The organism is Vibrio sp. 10N.286.45.E10, from assembly GCF_002874195.2.
GTDB lineage: Bacteria > Pseudomonadota > Gammaproteobacteria > Enterobacterales > Vibrionaceae > Vibrio > Vibrio crassostreae.
Genome location: NZ_MCWD02000002.1, coordinates 1,087,705 through 1,101,376, shown reverse-complemented (window position 1 = coordinate 1,101,376; position 13,672 = coordinate 1,087,705). Strand labels below are relative to the sequence as shown.

11 protein-coding genes are annotated in these 13,672 nt (G+C 44.9%); 1 reads left to right on the top strand and 10 read right to left on the bottom strand.

The window, feature by feature from the left end; translation table 11 throughout:
• Positions 1 to 144: 144 nt before the first annotated feature.
• The 10 genes from BCU34_RS17835 to xsc all read right to left on the bottom strand — a co-directional run bounded on the left by BCU34_RS17835 (position 145) and on the right by xsc (position 12,425).
• Positions 145 to 1,752 (bottom strand): BCCT family transporter, encoded by a 1,608-nt coding sequence (locus tag BCU34_RS17835; RefSeq protein ID WP_102479190.1) that lies wholly within the window; start codon positions 1,750 to 1,752, stop codon positions 145 to 147.
• 485 nt (positions 1,753 to 2,237) lie between these two features.
• Positions 2,238 to 2,810, bottom strand: a complete 573-nt coding sequence (locus BCU34_RS17830) for a malate synthase (protein ID WP_108145124.1) — start codon at positions 2,808 to 2,810, stop codon at positions 2,238 to 2,240.
• 235 nt (positions 2,811 to 3,045) lie between these two features.
• Positions 3,046 to 3,966 carry a cache domain-containing protein gene (locus tag BCU34_RS17825; protein WP_102433061.1) on the bottom strand — a complete coding sequence of 307 codons (921 nt, stop codon included), beginning with the start codon at positions 3,964 to 3,966 and terminating at the stop codon, positions 3,046 to 3,048.
• Between the two features lie 11 nt (positions 3,967 to 3,977).
• Complete coding sequence (locus BCU34_RS17820; protein WP_017057942.1) at positions 3,978 to 5,318, bottom strand: TRAP transporter large permease; 1,341 nt, start codon at positions 5,316 to 5,318, stop codon at positions 3,978 to 3,980.
• A gap of 37 nt (positions 5,319 to 5,355) precedes the next feature.
• Positions 5,356 to 5,898 carry a TRAP transporter small permease gene (locus BCU34_RS17815; RefSeq protein WP_017097758.1) on the bottom strand — a complete coding sequence of 181 codons (543 nt, stop codon included), beginning with the start codon at positions 5,896 to 5,898 and terminating at the stop codon, positions 5,356 to 5,358.
• A gap of 163 nt (positions 5,899 to 6,061) precedes the next feature.
• Positions 6,062 to 7,063, bottom strand: coding sequence for a TRAP transporter substrate-binding protein (locus tag BCU34_RS17810; protein ID WP_048609745.1), 1,002 nt, complete (start codon positions 7,061 to 7,063; stop codon positions 6,062 to 6,064).
• A gap of 117 nt (positions 7,064 to 7,180) precedes the next feature.
• Positions 7,181 to 8,629 (bottom strand): NAD(P)/FAD-dependent oxidoreductase, encoded by a 1,449-nt coding sequence (locus BCU34_RS17805; RefSeq protein ID WP_102478628.1) that lies wholly within the window; start codon positions 8,627 to 8,629, stop codon positions 7,181 to 7,183.
• 48 nt (positions 8,630 to 8,677) lie between these two features.
• Entirely contained in the window at positions 8,678 to 9,115 is a 438-nt protein-coding gene (locus BCU34_RS17800) for a nuclear transport factor 2 family protein (RefSeq protein ID WP_102478629.1), read from the bottom strand.
• 262 nt (positions 9,116 to 9,377) lie between these two features.
• A complete protein-coding gene (locus BCU34_RS17795) occupies positions 9,378 to 10,184 on the bottom strand; it encodes an FRG domain-containing protein (RefSeq protein WP_102393922.1) in 807 nt (268 codons plus the stop codon).
• A gap of 429 nt (positions 10,185 to 10,613) precedes the next feature.
• Entirely contained in the window at positions 10,614 to 12,425 is a 1,812-nt protein-coding gene (xsc, locus tag BCU34_RS17790; protein ID WP_017057935.1) for a sulfoacetaldehyde acetyltransferase, read from the bottom strand.
• Positions 12,426 to 12,689: 264 nt separating this feature from the next.
• On the opposite strand from xsc, the gene BCU34_RS17785 reads away from it, so the two are divergent.
• Positions 12,690 to 13,670: an AAA family ATPase gene (locus BCU34_RS17785; protein WP_102480627.1), complete on the top strand. Its 981-nt coding sequence runs from the start codon at positions 12,690 to 12,692 to the stop codon at positions 13,668 to 13,670.
• Positions 13,671 to 13,672: the final 2 nt, after the last annotated feature.

Sequence of the window (13,672 nt, the reverse complement as noted above, 5' to 3'; positions counted from 1 at the left end):
GAGTCGCTTTTAGCTCTTTTTTTGTCTCTTTCTCTTACCTGCCATTTCTTCTCAGGCATAAAAAAGCTCCCTTGCACACTGTGCAAGAGAGCTTTGAAATCACGCTTAGTCAGGAGTCATTCATGAACTCCCTGCTTGAGTTCTTTAGTTAGTCGTTTCACTAACGTTTTCTTGTCCTTTATCTACTTCAGTCAGTAGACCTTTCAACAAGCTAAAACAGCCAATAAGAAGAATGATCGTAAACGGCAGTGCAGCAATGATCGTGATCGATTGCAGAGCTTGAATAGATTGAGTACCACCAATCCACAGCATTACCATTGCAATAGCGCCTGAGATAACCGCCCAAACCACTTTCTGTTTCACTGGTACTTCAAGCTTACCACCCGCCGTCATGCCATCGATAACGATAGAACCTGAGTCTAGCGTAGTCACGAAGAATACGATGATCAGTGCTACAGCGATAACAGATAGAATGCTACCAAACGGGTATGCGTCTAGCATGTAGAACAAGCTTAGAGATACATCTGTGATGCCTTGGTCGAGGCCAAGTTGCCCCACATGACTGATCACTTGCTCGATAGCCACGCCACCAAAGATAGACATCCAAGCCGATGTTACCAATGTTGGGATAATCAGTACGCAAAGTAGGAATTCACGCACCGTACGGCCTTTAGAAATACGCGCTACGAACATACCGAAGAATGGTGCATACGCAACCCACCATGCCCAGTAGAACACAGTCCAACCATGTAGCCATGTTGTGTCTTCTCGACCAGAACTTTGGCTCAATGCAACGATGTTTTTCACATAACCCGTTACCGCAGTCACCACAGAATCAAGCACAGTTGTGAAGTTCAGAACAGCGATAAGACCAAGGAATACGAACGCAATAACCATGTTCAAGTTACTAAGGAACTTAACACCACCGTCCATACCACGCATAACAGAGATGATCGCCAAGCCCATAATCAAAACGATAATAGATTGCTGAAGGAAGATGTTGTTTTCCAAGCCAAACACGTGGCTGATACCACTTGCTGCTTGTGTACCACCTAAGCCTAATGAGGTCGCAAGACCAAACAACGTAACCAGTACAGTAAGTACGTCGATCACATCACCGGTTTTGCCCCATACTCGTTCACCCAGAATTGGGTAGAACACGGAACGCATTGATAGCGGTAAGCCTTTGTTGTAAACAAAATACGCAAGACAAAGTGCCGTCATGCCATAGATAGCCCAAGCATGGAAACCCCAGTGGAATACGGTCGCACCCAGTGCCAATTCACGGCCAGCTTCTGTGAAAGGTTCTGCATCGAGTGGCGTTCCGAACCAGTTGGTGAAGAACGCCGTTGGCTCTGCAACACCCCAGAAAATAAGTCCAATACCCATGCCTGCTGCGAATAGCATCGCAATCCAAGATGACATTGAATAATCCGCAGTCGCGTCTTCGCCACCTAAGCGAACTTTACCCAAAGGTGAGAATGCAAGAATAACGGCAAAAACTAACATGATGTTGGCTCCCCACATAAAGAGGAAGTCAAACTTAGATAAAACAGCACCCTTGATAGAATCAATCGCAGCTTTGGCATCTGCAGGAGGAAGAGCAAGAAGAGTGATGATAAAGAGAAGAGATAAGCCTACTGAGGCTATGAAGACTGTGTTATGGACATCCATGCCCCATTTACTGACGTTATCTTGACCAACTTGATAGTCAGTAGAATCAATACTGTATTTTTTTGATTTAAAACTCATAAATTATGATGTTCGCATATCCGAATCAACGAATATAAGGACGCTCTCCATATCCAACTACTACTTGATTGGCTCGCCATTTCACAAAAATAAAACGTGATAAAAACCACCGAGCAAGGTGATAAATGGACTTACTGGCTCAATCCCAGGACGCGCATAATAGCACAGCACGAAGTATTTTGACTGAGTTTTTGCTCAATAGTCACCCAAAGCACCGTCAACCATGATAGTTGAGACAATAAAAACAGAATAAAATAAACAAATAAAAACCTTTAAATACAGCGCATTAAATTAAAATAACGCACCGTAAAATATCATTCAAAGTTTCTACAGATAATTTTACTAACCACCCAATTTATTTATAGCTCTAACAAAAAAGCCCCGCTATAGGGGCGGGGAAATTACCAAAGGTAAAAGAGAAATCAGTGTTAGGATGTCAGTGCTGCGATTAGCAGAGCAGCACTTCACATTTCAAAGACAGCACATTAGATCGCGAAGCAAAAACCTAGGTTGTAGTCTTCGCCATTCTTCGCCGTGAACTCTTTGTCTTCACTTGATGCATTCGGGCGGCCGCTTTCATCGCCTTTTACTAAGCTCACCCAGTGACGAATACCTGAAGAACGGCTAGCCTCAGTTTGGCCAAACGTGGTGCACGTCTCTAATTGGACATCTTGAATATCAACTAACTCCAGACGGCCTGTGCCTTTACGAGCGCCGATTGTCACTTCAACGTGTGTACCGCTTTCATCGCGGAATAGGATTGCTGAAGGCTTAGACTTGTCACCGGTGTAAGCTACAAAATGCTTAGCGCGTTTCAGGCCGGTGTGTTCACCGTTTTTGAAATAAACCTGAACATGTCGGTAATCAATCTCGTAGCTCACTACATCTTCATGTGAACCAGTCTCTAGAGGAAATAGAGTATCAAGCAGCTGTTTCGCCATTTTTTGTTTTTCGAGTTGCTTGTCTGCTTTCACCATCTCGACGGCAAAGACAGCTTCAGCAATAAATGTTGAATGGTTTCTGTGAAGTTCTGTTTTGTCTAGTGTCAGCATATTCATAGTCTATCCCTCGTACGGCTTTAAATTCATTTAGGTCAAACATCCCAATAGACCCTTTTCAAAATTGTTCTTTACTGTGTGGTTTCCATGTTTTTCATACTACTTGTATTTTTGAAACAATTTCACAACAAAAATTACACACTGTGAATTTTACTAAATCGCTTTTTTACACAAACCAGTATTTCGAGCCCCCAGCCCTTTATTTCACTGGATTGAGGGTTCAGTAGAAACACGTTTACGTGTTGTTTGAATTTGTGTAATAACCCACTCCAACCAACTTATTGTCGATTACTCGATAGTAAGTATGCTTGGTTTCTACTTTGCTCGACAGCGGGTTTAACCATCGGTAGGTGTAAACACCTCGGCCGTTTTCTTTCGCAAGGTTCAACATCTCCGTGAGAATTGGCTTATCGTCAGGGCTTAGAATTTCGTTGTGTGAACGCCCGACAAGCTCAGGAGAAACCCCGTGCGCCAGCAGTTTCCCAGAGCTCATATCCATCACAAACACATATAAGTCTCCTTCTACAAAACTTCCTTCGGCGTCATTGAACTCCGTTAAACTCTCTTGTTCTGACTCCACTATCGCGGTCATCGCTCTCGCCAATAAACTCTTAGCCTCAGCAGCACTCGAACGTTCTGGGTAATAACCCACAGCGACAATCACATCGCCCACACGCTCAAAGAAAGTCGTTTTCGGTTCACCCATACGATCAGTCGGATTCGTCCAGTGATACTTCACTTCACCAAAACCGTTGTGTACCGCTTTGGTGATCATTTCTCGGAAAAAAGGATTGCCGTAAACGTCTTGCGTATCTAAAACACTGTCGCCCACCAGCACCATTGACGAGCCACCGCTGGCAAGGAATTGGCCATCGATGCCCAAAGCAAACACATATAGCTCCCCATCGATATATTCAGGGTCACTCATAAAGTCTTTAACGCTTTCATCGCCATCCTTTTGAACATGCACTACCGCTTTAGCAAGGAGAGTTTTGGCTCTTCTTTCTGCATCACTGACAACGTGTGGTTCAGAAATATCGAGCACGTTTACAGGCTTGGCTTCTTTCTCTGTTTCAGAATGTTCGGCACGTAAACCAATGCCACTCACTACAGCAAAAACGGCACAACCAATGAGGATGATTCTGGATAAATTCATGGTTCTCTCTCCTAATAGCCGACTAAGGACGGTAGCCAAAGCGTAATTTGTGGGAAGAAAGCGATAACGAAAACACCCACAACAGAAGCAAGTACAAAGGGATGGATCTTCGCGGTGATCTGCTCAACCGTTGAGCCCCCTATGCCCGAGGCGACAAAGATATTCTCTCCAAGTGGCGGCGTTGCAAAACCTATCGATAAGGTACACACCACCACAATGCCCACGTGAGTAGGATCAGCACCTAGCATGTACATGATTGGTAGTAACACTGGCACGATGATCATGATCGCCGCTAAGGTTTCCATGAACATGCCGATGAACAACAACAAGGTAATGGTTAGCGCCCACACCATGTACATGTTATCGGTGAAACTAAGTAGCGATTCCGCCACCACTACTGGGATCTTTTGCTCGATCAACAAACGTCCAAACACGGTAGCGGCAAAGAGGATCAACAACACACGCCCAGTGATCCATGTCGTGGTCGACAGAGATTTCATCACACTTTTAAACGACAGTTCTCGGTGAATGAAAAGCCCCACAAACAACGAATAGAATATCGCAACAACCGCTGATTCTGTTGGTGTGAACATGCCACTGTAGATACCGCCAAGAATTAAGAACGGCGCTAATATCGACCATAATCCGCGGCGCAAGTAGTGCCTTACATCGCCAAACGACCACGTTTCGGTCAGCCCTTTATAGCCTTCACGCTTAGCAATAAAATAGTTAGTGACTACTAGTGTCGACGCCATAATGAAACCCGGCACAACCCCAGCGACAAACAGTTTTGGAATCGATAAGGAAGCAAACTGGCCGTGTTGAGCAATGGCTTCTGGTGGCGCCATTAAGCCCATTGCCGAGATACCAAAGATAACCAAAGGAATGGATGGCGGGATGATAATGCCCAAGCCTCCGGATGCAGCCGTTACGGCCGAAGCGTAGCTCTTATCGTAATCACGTTTAACCATCGCAGGCACCATTAACATGCCTACTGCTGCGGTGGTTGCCGGACCTGAACCCGAGATAGCACCAAAGAAAAGACACGCCATTACTGTTGCCGCACCAAGGCCGCCTGTTACGGGGCCAGCTAAGCTTTCTGCGATATCCACCAGACGTTTGGAGATACCCGCCGCCTCCATTAATGCACCCGCAAGAACAAAGGCTGGCAGTGCCATTAGTGGGAAGTTGCCCACCGAGGTAAACGCGATTTGTACTAAAGCGATGGGATTTTTGTCGAGCAACATATAGGCCGCCATCGAAGCGCCGGCCAGTGATACTGTGATTGGTGCGCCTAGGATTAACAGCGTTAAAAAGCCACCAAATAAAATTAGAGTTAAATAGGATTCCATTATTACATCTCTCTATTACGACTATTCTCTGTGATGACTATTGCGCGGACTTTTGTGCCGTCATTTTGCGCAGCTCTTTGACTTCTGGATCTTCGTTGGTTGCGCCTTTAAATAAACGCTCATAGTTGTTCCAGATAATTCGAATCATCATCAGTGAAAACGCGATAGGTAAAATCATGTAGAAGTACTTCATCGGGATACCTGTGGTTTGAGACTTCCAAAACAGATTCATTTTGTTGAACACGAAGTCGTAGCTGAGGTAAACGAAGTAGCCGTTGAAACAGAGCCATAGGAAGTCAGCGATGGTTTCACTCACGGTCTGTACGATTGGCGGAAAGAATTTAAAGTGAAAGCTCACTCGGTTGTGCGCCGACATCTTGGCCGCAACAACAGCCCCTAGATAGGCAAACCAAACGAACATGTAGGTCGCCACTTCATCACCCCAAGGGATAGAGTAATCAAAAAACTGACGAGTAATAATTTGTGTAAACAGCAATAGGACAAAGCTTGCAAGCAACAAACAACAGGTATATTCCTCAATGTTGTTCAGGTGTTTTTTTATTGTTTTAGCGACTGACATATAACCTCCAATGTTGATTTTCACATGACAACCAGTCGCTCACGGTCCTAAAAGATCAGGTACAGAACAGATCAACGAGTACAGCCATGTAAATGCCCTATCTCACTGTTCTACCGCTAGGTGATTAAGTAGCGGAGAACAGCAGATAGGGCGAATCTAATCGTTACTTTCTACCTAGTAACTCAAGAACGTCGTCTAGCTTGTCTTTGCCCCCAATGCTTGAGTAGAACTTAGGCCAAACTGACTTAGTCACTTTGTTGATCCACTCTTGCTCGTTGTCTGCTGGGTCTGTGAATACCATGCCTTTCGCTTGTAGCTCTTCGCGAATCTTGTTTTCCGTATTTTCTAGATAAGCAAAGCTGTGCTCTGTTGCTTCCTGACCCGCTTCCAGAATGATTTTTTGCATTTCAGGTGTCTGTTGTTGGAAGACCGTTTCACTCACGATTAGAGGTTCTAGAGAGAAAATGTAGCGAATGTTGGTCACGTACTTTTGTACTTCGTTGAACTTCATCGCGTGAACTGTGATGTAAGGGTTATCTTGTCCATCTACCACGCCTTGTTGCAGGCCGGTGAAAGTCTCAGACCACGCCATTGGCGTTGGGTTTACACCCCATGCTTGGTAAGACGCGATCATGATTTCGTTACGAGGTACACGAATCACGAGCCCTTTCAAATCTTCTGGTGAAGCGACGGGCTTTTTCGAGTTAGTCAAAACCCTAAAGCCAGAATAAGCCCAACCGACAATACGAACACCAGCATCACGAATCGTGTTATCGACTAAGTCTTGACCTACTTGCCCTTGAGTCAGTAGTACCGCTTCTTCTGCGCTTTGAATCACATAGGGCATGGTCAATAGACCAACAGTTGGAGAGAAAGGCGTCACGTTGTTAATCGCCAGTACAGAGAAGTCGAGAAGACCTATTGCAGCATCGTTTACGGTGTCTTGCTCATTGCCTAATTGGCCGTTCGGAAACAGATCGATTTTCACTTTACCGTCTGTTTTTTGCTCCATCAGTTCAGAGAATGAGGTCGCTAATTCCCACTGCGTACCACCAGCAGCATCGCCGATAGCCATTTTAAAATTCGCTGCTGCCGCGGTATGAGATAACACCGCTGTTGCTACAATGGTGACACCAGCAATAATTTTATTTTTAATCAATTTCATAGTCTTAACCTTTCCTATCGTACAGACTTCCTGCCTGTACTTTGCTCACAAGGTGACCTGGTACAACTTTCCTGGTCGTAGTTCTATTTCCCTATTTTGGAAACAATGTTCGGGTAGTTACAGCCTTTCATCCTTTAACGAATACCACTGATAAAGGAACCGCTGCCCCATTCTTCGAAACGGTGCAAACATCTCTGATTCCACCACTTCCCTCACGTTGGGGAACGGAAGTTTTGATTCAAATATTGGTAGGTCGAGCTTGTGACCTTCACCTGCTATCCATTGAGCAAGGCGTTTACCTGCTTGAGCGGAATACATCACGCCATTGCCGCCATAACCCAGTGCGTAGAAAATCGATTGCTTTGGATTCGGCTGATAGATTCTCGGCATCATGTCGTGGCTAACATCCACCCAACCCCACAATGAATAATCGATTTTTATCTGATCGAGAGACGGGAATTTTCGAGTAAGATCCGCTCTCAGCATGTCTTCATATTTCTTTTCAGGCGCGTTCTTGCCACTGATGGCACTGCGTGTACCAATCTGTACTCGGTTATCCGGTAACAAACGGTAGTAGTGGCGCAGAATTCGAGTATCAGTAATCACTTGATTGGTTTTGAAGTTACACGCAGCGATCTCGTCTTGAGTTAAAGGACGTGTCACCATCGAGTTAGAAAGCACTGGCAGAAGGCGATTCTTAAGCTCGGAATGCAAACCTTGGCTGGTATACCCACCCGTACAAACACCAACAGAACGCGCCTTCACCACACCACCAGGCGTTTTCAGGTAATGCACACCGCCACGAGTTTCCCAACCCATAACTGGACTCGAAGGGTGAACTTTCACGCCGAGAGCTCGCGCCTTTCTTAGGTAACCAAACGCCAGTTTCCCTGCATGAATACCAATCCCTTCGGGTTCATGCATCGCGCCAGCCGCTTCTTGGTCGCCAACGTAATCACGCTTTACGGTTTCCGCATCTAAGATCTGCGCATCGTAATCGAACGTGTCACGCAGCAACTTGGCTTCTTTCTCGAGTGTTGCCATCACTTTTGGACGATGAGCCACATATAAGTGGCCGCCCGGTTGTGGGTCACAATCGATGTCTTTGATCAGTGACTTGAACGTTTCCATGCCATCCACACACTCGCGGTGCATTTTTAGCGCGGTTTCTAGGCCCCAGCGTTCAATCCACTGAGAACGCTTCAAACGCCCAGAAGCACACTGTGCTTGGCCACCATTTCGGGTACTGCAGCCCCAACTCATACGGTTAGCTTCAATCACAGTCGCTTTAATGCCGTACATTTCAGCAAGGTGTATCGCGGTACTCAGGCCTGTGTAGCCTGAACCGATAATCGCCACATCGACATCCATGTCTGACGTGATTGGGCCATCATCTTCAGGTGGTGCGCCTGCGGTATCTACCCAATAAGTCGGGGCGTATTCCTTACCGTGACCTGGGCTCTTGTCTTTAAGTGGATCGTATTTTGGATCGTATTTGTCTTTTGCTTGGGTGCTTTTCACCTTTGGCGGCACATCGGCTGCCGGTTGTTCCATTACTAAACTCATAATTCGACTCTCCTAGTCATAACACGTGAACGGGTTGCGATTTCGTGTCTAGCTCTTGGGAGTATTGCTGGGAGTCAAATGAGGTCGTGTTTTACGGAAGGCATTTTTTACGCTGATTTTTCCATCTTTCAGGGTAAACACATCAACCATACGAGCTTCGATGACGCGGCCATCCGGGTTCGTCGCAGAAAACGTTGATTCACTCACAGCACGGTCACCGCATACAAAGTGGACAGGGTCGCTCCAAGCCGCATCTGGAAAGTTCTGCCAAACCAATTCAAAGCTATTTCGAACCGCTTCGTACCCTTCGATAGTGTTTCCAAGCAAGCCTTCTCCTGCCACCGTGTGGAATACACAGTCTTCTGTCATGAAAGACATGAGTGCTTCAATATCATGGTTATTCCACGCATCACTGAAAGACTGTAAAAAGGCGGTATCGACTTGGTTTTCCAGCACGAATGTCGCCGCATTGGTTTGCATATTCATATTCCAGAATCCTTTATGTTTTCGTTATTGGTTTAAATTTCAGTAGCTTTGCGCCACTTTTTTATTAGAGTGTTTAAACTAGATTTGTGAAAATTTAACAACTTGATAACAAGGTTCATCACTCTAACTTCGAGTTAGGTTATAAACAATCTCTAAGCTCACAGATTTCATCTTTTTATAAATTAATTAGTGTTCTAATTTTATTTAATCAACTTTTCACTGACGAAATAAGAGGTATAATTAAATTAGAACGTGTTAGCCTTTAGTCGAAATCAAAGTCTTGATGATACTTTCGACCATACTGTTCAAGTTGACGATCATGAGTATTAACTTGCAATTCAATATTGCCGTCACCTTTATTTATGACTTGGTTGTTATCTGCATGTGCTTCGTTTTTTAAATCCGTTAGTTTCTCTTCGACATACTCTGTCGGTTCATTTAAAACATTCATGGATATTAACTCCTTTATCAGGTTTACTTTCACTGATGGAAGAATATGAACGGACACTAGACCGTTTGAATATTCTTTCTCATCGTACAAAGGCTGAATGGCATCATTGCCACCTTCCTTAAATGGGTGAATGGAATACCACTTGTCCTTGCGTGGCTCTTGCTGATCGCAATCCGCCACATTAAATATCTGAGTTTTGTTGAGATCACACGGCGAGCTAAAAACAATAACCCGATGATAATCAATAGCTTTAATTATATTTATGCAGTCTTTACTTTGGCTGTGACACACCGACCAAAGCGCATTTAACAGGTTATCGGTCCATTCCAGTAAACGGGTGGGAAAGCCCTGCTTCTTGGCTAAACACATCAATAACCAGTCATTTATGTCGTGTGAGTTCAGCGAGTGACCACCGTAAACTCTCACAGTTGAAAGCAACTCTTGTTCGACACGGCGTATGTTCTTACGATTGGAACGGCCTAAACTTGGCATTAGATTATTATTTTCATAATCACAAACGTTATACATCAAACCAAGTTGGTCACTGCATTCAGTCATTAATGAATCAATTATTTCATACAGTTCTTCGAGTGTGCTGATATAACGTTTATTGTTCATATTTGATTCCAACCACTCGATAATATAAATAACTAAATTGAAATTTATTCGTTAAAAACTGACATATAATAAAACACACATACTAAAGTCTAAGAACTCTATCGACTTATCGATAATTACTATTTAAAAGTTACTCATAATAATTATTAATAAGTCTCTATTACTGAAACCGCGCACCTATTCTTCTTGGTTGTTTCATTAGGGCTCTAATATTTATAGCGAAATAATAGAAATATATGACCCAATACTTAGATATCAGTACTATTAAGAATCTTTGAAAACAACTCGCTCGTTGAGCCATTCTGTTTCATCATCCAATTTGCAATTAATCGCTAGTTTTGAATCCTAATTTGTTTGCCCGACCACATTCTCGATAACGCTTTATCTAGCGTTCATGAGACTGTTTTGGCCGGGCAAACTTCCTATGACTTATACGTAGTCTTTGTACTTATCTAGGAAACGAACCGGCGTTGATAGTGCATCTCGGCGGAACGGGTCGCCCAATTCCTGAGTACACATGATTTCAATGATGGTTGTTTTGCCTTCGTTCATTTGCATGTCGATGGCTTTCTGTAGAGTTGGACCTACATCTTCTAGCTTATCAACCGTGATACCTTCAGCGCCCATTGCTCGTGCGATTTCCGCAAAGCTTTGGTTGTCCAGTTCACCAGCAACAAAGCGTCGGTTGTAGAAGTCGACTTGATTCTTCTTCTCTGCACCCCATTGACGGTTGTGGAATACCACGGCTGTCACAGGAATGTTATGACGAACACATGTCATGGTCTCCATCAAGCTCATGCCCCATGCGCCGTCACCTGCATAGGAGATAGCTGGACGATGAGGTGCCGCTGCTTTCGCACCAATGATGGTCGGGAACGCATAACCACAGTTACCGAAACTCATTGCAGCAAAGAAGCTACGTGGTTTTTCAAAGCGTAAGTAGCTGTTTGCCACTGAGTTGATGTTACCGATGTCCGTCGAGACCATTACGTCTTCAGGCATCGCTTTTTCTAGCTCACGCAATACTTGGCGTGGGTGTAGATATTCGCCACCAGAGAACGGAGTCTCGTGAGAGTTTTCTTCAATCATATCCAAGCTGAACGAGTCACGTTCGTGTGTCCACTCATCAAGCTCTTTTTCCCACAGTGCTTTCTCTGTTGCTACTGTATCTTGACGAGCGCCTTTATTGTCATCACACAACAGTGCACGGCCTTCCAATCTTTCAGATAGAGCAACCGCAGCTGCTTTCGCATCGCCACAGATACCAACAGAGATCTTCTTAACGAGGCCAAGCATCTTGTTGTCGGCGTCAATCTGAATGATTTTCGCGTTCTTCGGCCAGTAGTCCATGCCATGTTGAGGCAAGGTACCAAATGGACCAAGACGTGTACCCAAAGCGATAACCACATCCGCTTGAGCCATCAATTTCATTGCTGCTTTCGAACCTTGGTAGCCTAAAGGACCACACCATAATGGGTGACTCGCAGGGAAAGAGTCATTATGTAGGTAGCTGTTCACTACGGGTGCGCCTAGTCTTTCCGCCAACGCTGCACACTCTTGAACTGCATCTGCCATTACCACGCCGCCACCAGAAATGATGACTGGGAATTTCGCTTCAGCAATCAGGTCTGCCGCTTCATTTAGAGATTTCTCACCACCTGGACCACGGTCTAAACGCGCAGGTTTAGGGATCTCGGTTTGAGTTTCACCGTAGAAGTAGTCACGAGGAATATTCAGTTGAGTCGGACCCATTTCACTCATCGCGCGGTCAAAACATCGACCCGTGTATTCCGCCATACGGTCTGGGTGCGTTACGTGTCCTTGATACTTAGTGAACTCTTGGAACATTGGAAGCTGGTTACACTCTTGGAAACCACCTAAGCCCATTGTTTTAGTGCCTGTCTCTGGCGTCACAATTACGACCGGGCTATGTGCCCAGAACGCCGCTGCAATCGCAGTCACACAGTTACTAATACCCGGGCCATTTTGCCCGATAACCACGCCATGGCGACCAGATACACGAGAGTAACCATCTGCCATGTGAGCAGCACCTTGCTCGTGTACCACTGGGACCAATCGAATGCCAGCAGGAGCAAAGATATCCATTGCGTCCATAAATGCTGACCCCATGATGCCGAACATGTCGGTAACATCATTAGCAACCATAGTTTCAACGAACGCTTCTGATGGTGTCATTGTTACTGTGCCGGAAACAACCGTACGTTTTTCTTGCTCACTCATTCTTCCATTCTCCTTGAGTTAACCAAAATTTCATTTTTCGGAATGAATTGTCTCTTTTTCGAATTCATTTTCACCTTAGTAGTAGATTTTTTGCGCGTCAACTTTTTATATTAAATTGGAACAATTCATTCTAATTAATAAAACTGGATCACATTATTGATAGTTTTTCGTACAAAAAGTGCCGTTAACTTAGAGTGAGCTGTTAATAATCGATGACATATCGCCCATCGAGGCAGTCATGGAAGCTATTGAGAGGGAAGAAAAATGAATGATGCGGAATTGATACCAACGCAACCAGTAAATGTGAGAGAGTGTTTTGGCATCGACAGTAACCTAACCGTATTGGGGTTTGAACATGCTGGCGAGTATGTACCCAAGGTCGATCCTAACTACTGTTTTGATCCGGAAGTAACACTAGCGATATTGGCGGGTTTCACCTCTAATCGCCGCACGTTGATACAAGGTACACACGGAACAGGCAAGTCTTCCCACATTGAACAAATTGCTGCGAGATTGAACTGGCCGTGTTTGAGGATCAACCTAGACGGACACTTAAGCCGATTGGATTTCATAGGAAAGGACAGCATCGTCATTAAAGATGGAATGCAGGTGACAGAGTTTAAAGAAGGCATTCTTCCGCAAAGTATCCAGCAACCCATCGCTCTGGTATTAGACGAATACGATGCAGGACGACCTGATGTAATGTTTGTGATTCAACAACTCTTAGAGCAAGACGGCAAATACACCTCTTTGGAGCAAAACCGAGTGATCACGCCTCACCCTTCTTTTCGCCTATTTGCAACCTGTAACACACTGGGGTTGGGTAATTTCTCGGGGTTGTATTCCGGTACTCAGGTTCTTAACCATAGCCAGCTTGACCGATGGAACATCATCGCCACGCTTAACTATTTAGATCCGCAACATGAAACTAAGATCGTGTTATCCAAGCGCCCAGAGCTGAACAATGAAAGTGGTCAGCAGTTGGTTGAGAAAATGATCGCCACCGCTGGTTTAACGCGAAATGGTTTTAGAGCGGGCGATCTGTCAACGGTAATGTCTCCGAGAACCGTGATTACATGGGCTGAAAACATTCGAATATTCGATAACGTAGCGACTGCATTTAGGCTTTCATTCCTCAACCGTTGTGAAGATGAAGAGAAAGAGCTGGTGAGCGAATATTATTTCCGCTGCTTTGGTGAGGCGCTAGAAATGCCTACTCAGAGTTATGCGCAGTCGGAGCCGTAAAC

Excerpts from the sequence above, each read along its gene's own strand:
- BCU34_RS17825 (WP_102433061.1), bottom strand. The coding sequence starts at position 3,966 with ATGAATTTATCCAGAATCATCCTCATTGGTTGTGCCGTTTTTGCTGTA.
- BCU34_RS17805 (WP_102478628.1), bottom strand. The coding sequence starts at position 8,629 with ATGAGTTTAGTAATGGAACAACCGGCAGCCGATGTGCCGCCAAAGGTG.
- BCU34_RS17830 (WP_108145124.1), bottom strand. The coding sequence starts at position 2,810 with ATGAATATGCTGACACTAGACAAAACAGAACTTCACAGAAACCATTCA.
- BCU34_RS17810 (WP_048609745.1), bottom strand. The coding sequence starts at position 7,063 with ATGAAATTGATTAAAAATAAAATTATTGCTGGTGTCACCATTGTAGCA.
- BCU34_RS17800 (WP_102478629.1), bottom strand. The coding sequence starts at position 9,115 with ATGAATATGCAAACCAATGCGGCGACATTCGTGCTGGAAAACCAAGTC.
- BCU34_RS17820 (WP_017057942.1), bottom strand. The coding sequence starts at position 5,318 with ATGGAATCCTATTTAACTCTAATTTTATTTGGTGGCTTTTTAACGCTG.
- BCU34_RS17815 (WP_017097758.1), bottom strand. The coding sequence starts at position 5,898 with ATGTCAGTCGCTAAAACAATAAAAAAACACCTGAACAACATTGAGGAA.
- xsc (WP_017057935.1), bottom strand. The coding sequence starts at position 12,425 with ATGAGTGAGCAAGAAAAACGTACGGTTGTTTCCGGCACAGTAACAATG.
- BCU34_RS17795 (WP_102393922.1), bottom strand. The coding sequence starts at position 10,184 with ATGAACAATAAACGTTATATCAGCACACTCGAAGAACTGTATGAAATA.
- BCU34_RS17835 (WP_102479190.1), bottom strand. The coding sequence starts at position 1,752 with ATGAGTTTTAAATCAAAAAAATACAGTATTGATTCTACTGACTATCAA.
- BCU34_RS17785 (WP_102480627.1), top strand. The coding sequence starts at position 12,690 with ATGAATGATGCGGAATTGATACCAACGCAACCAGTAAATGTGAGAGAG.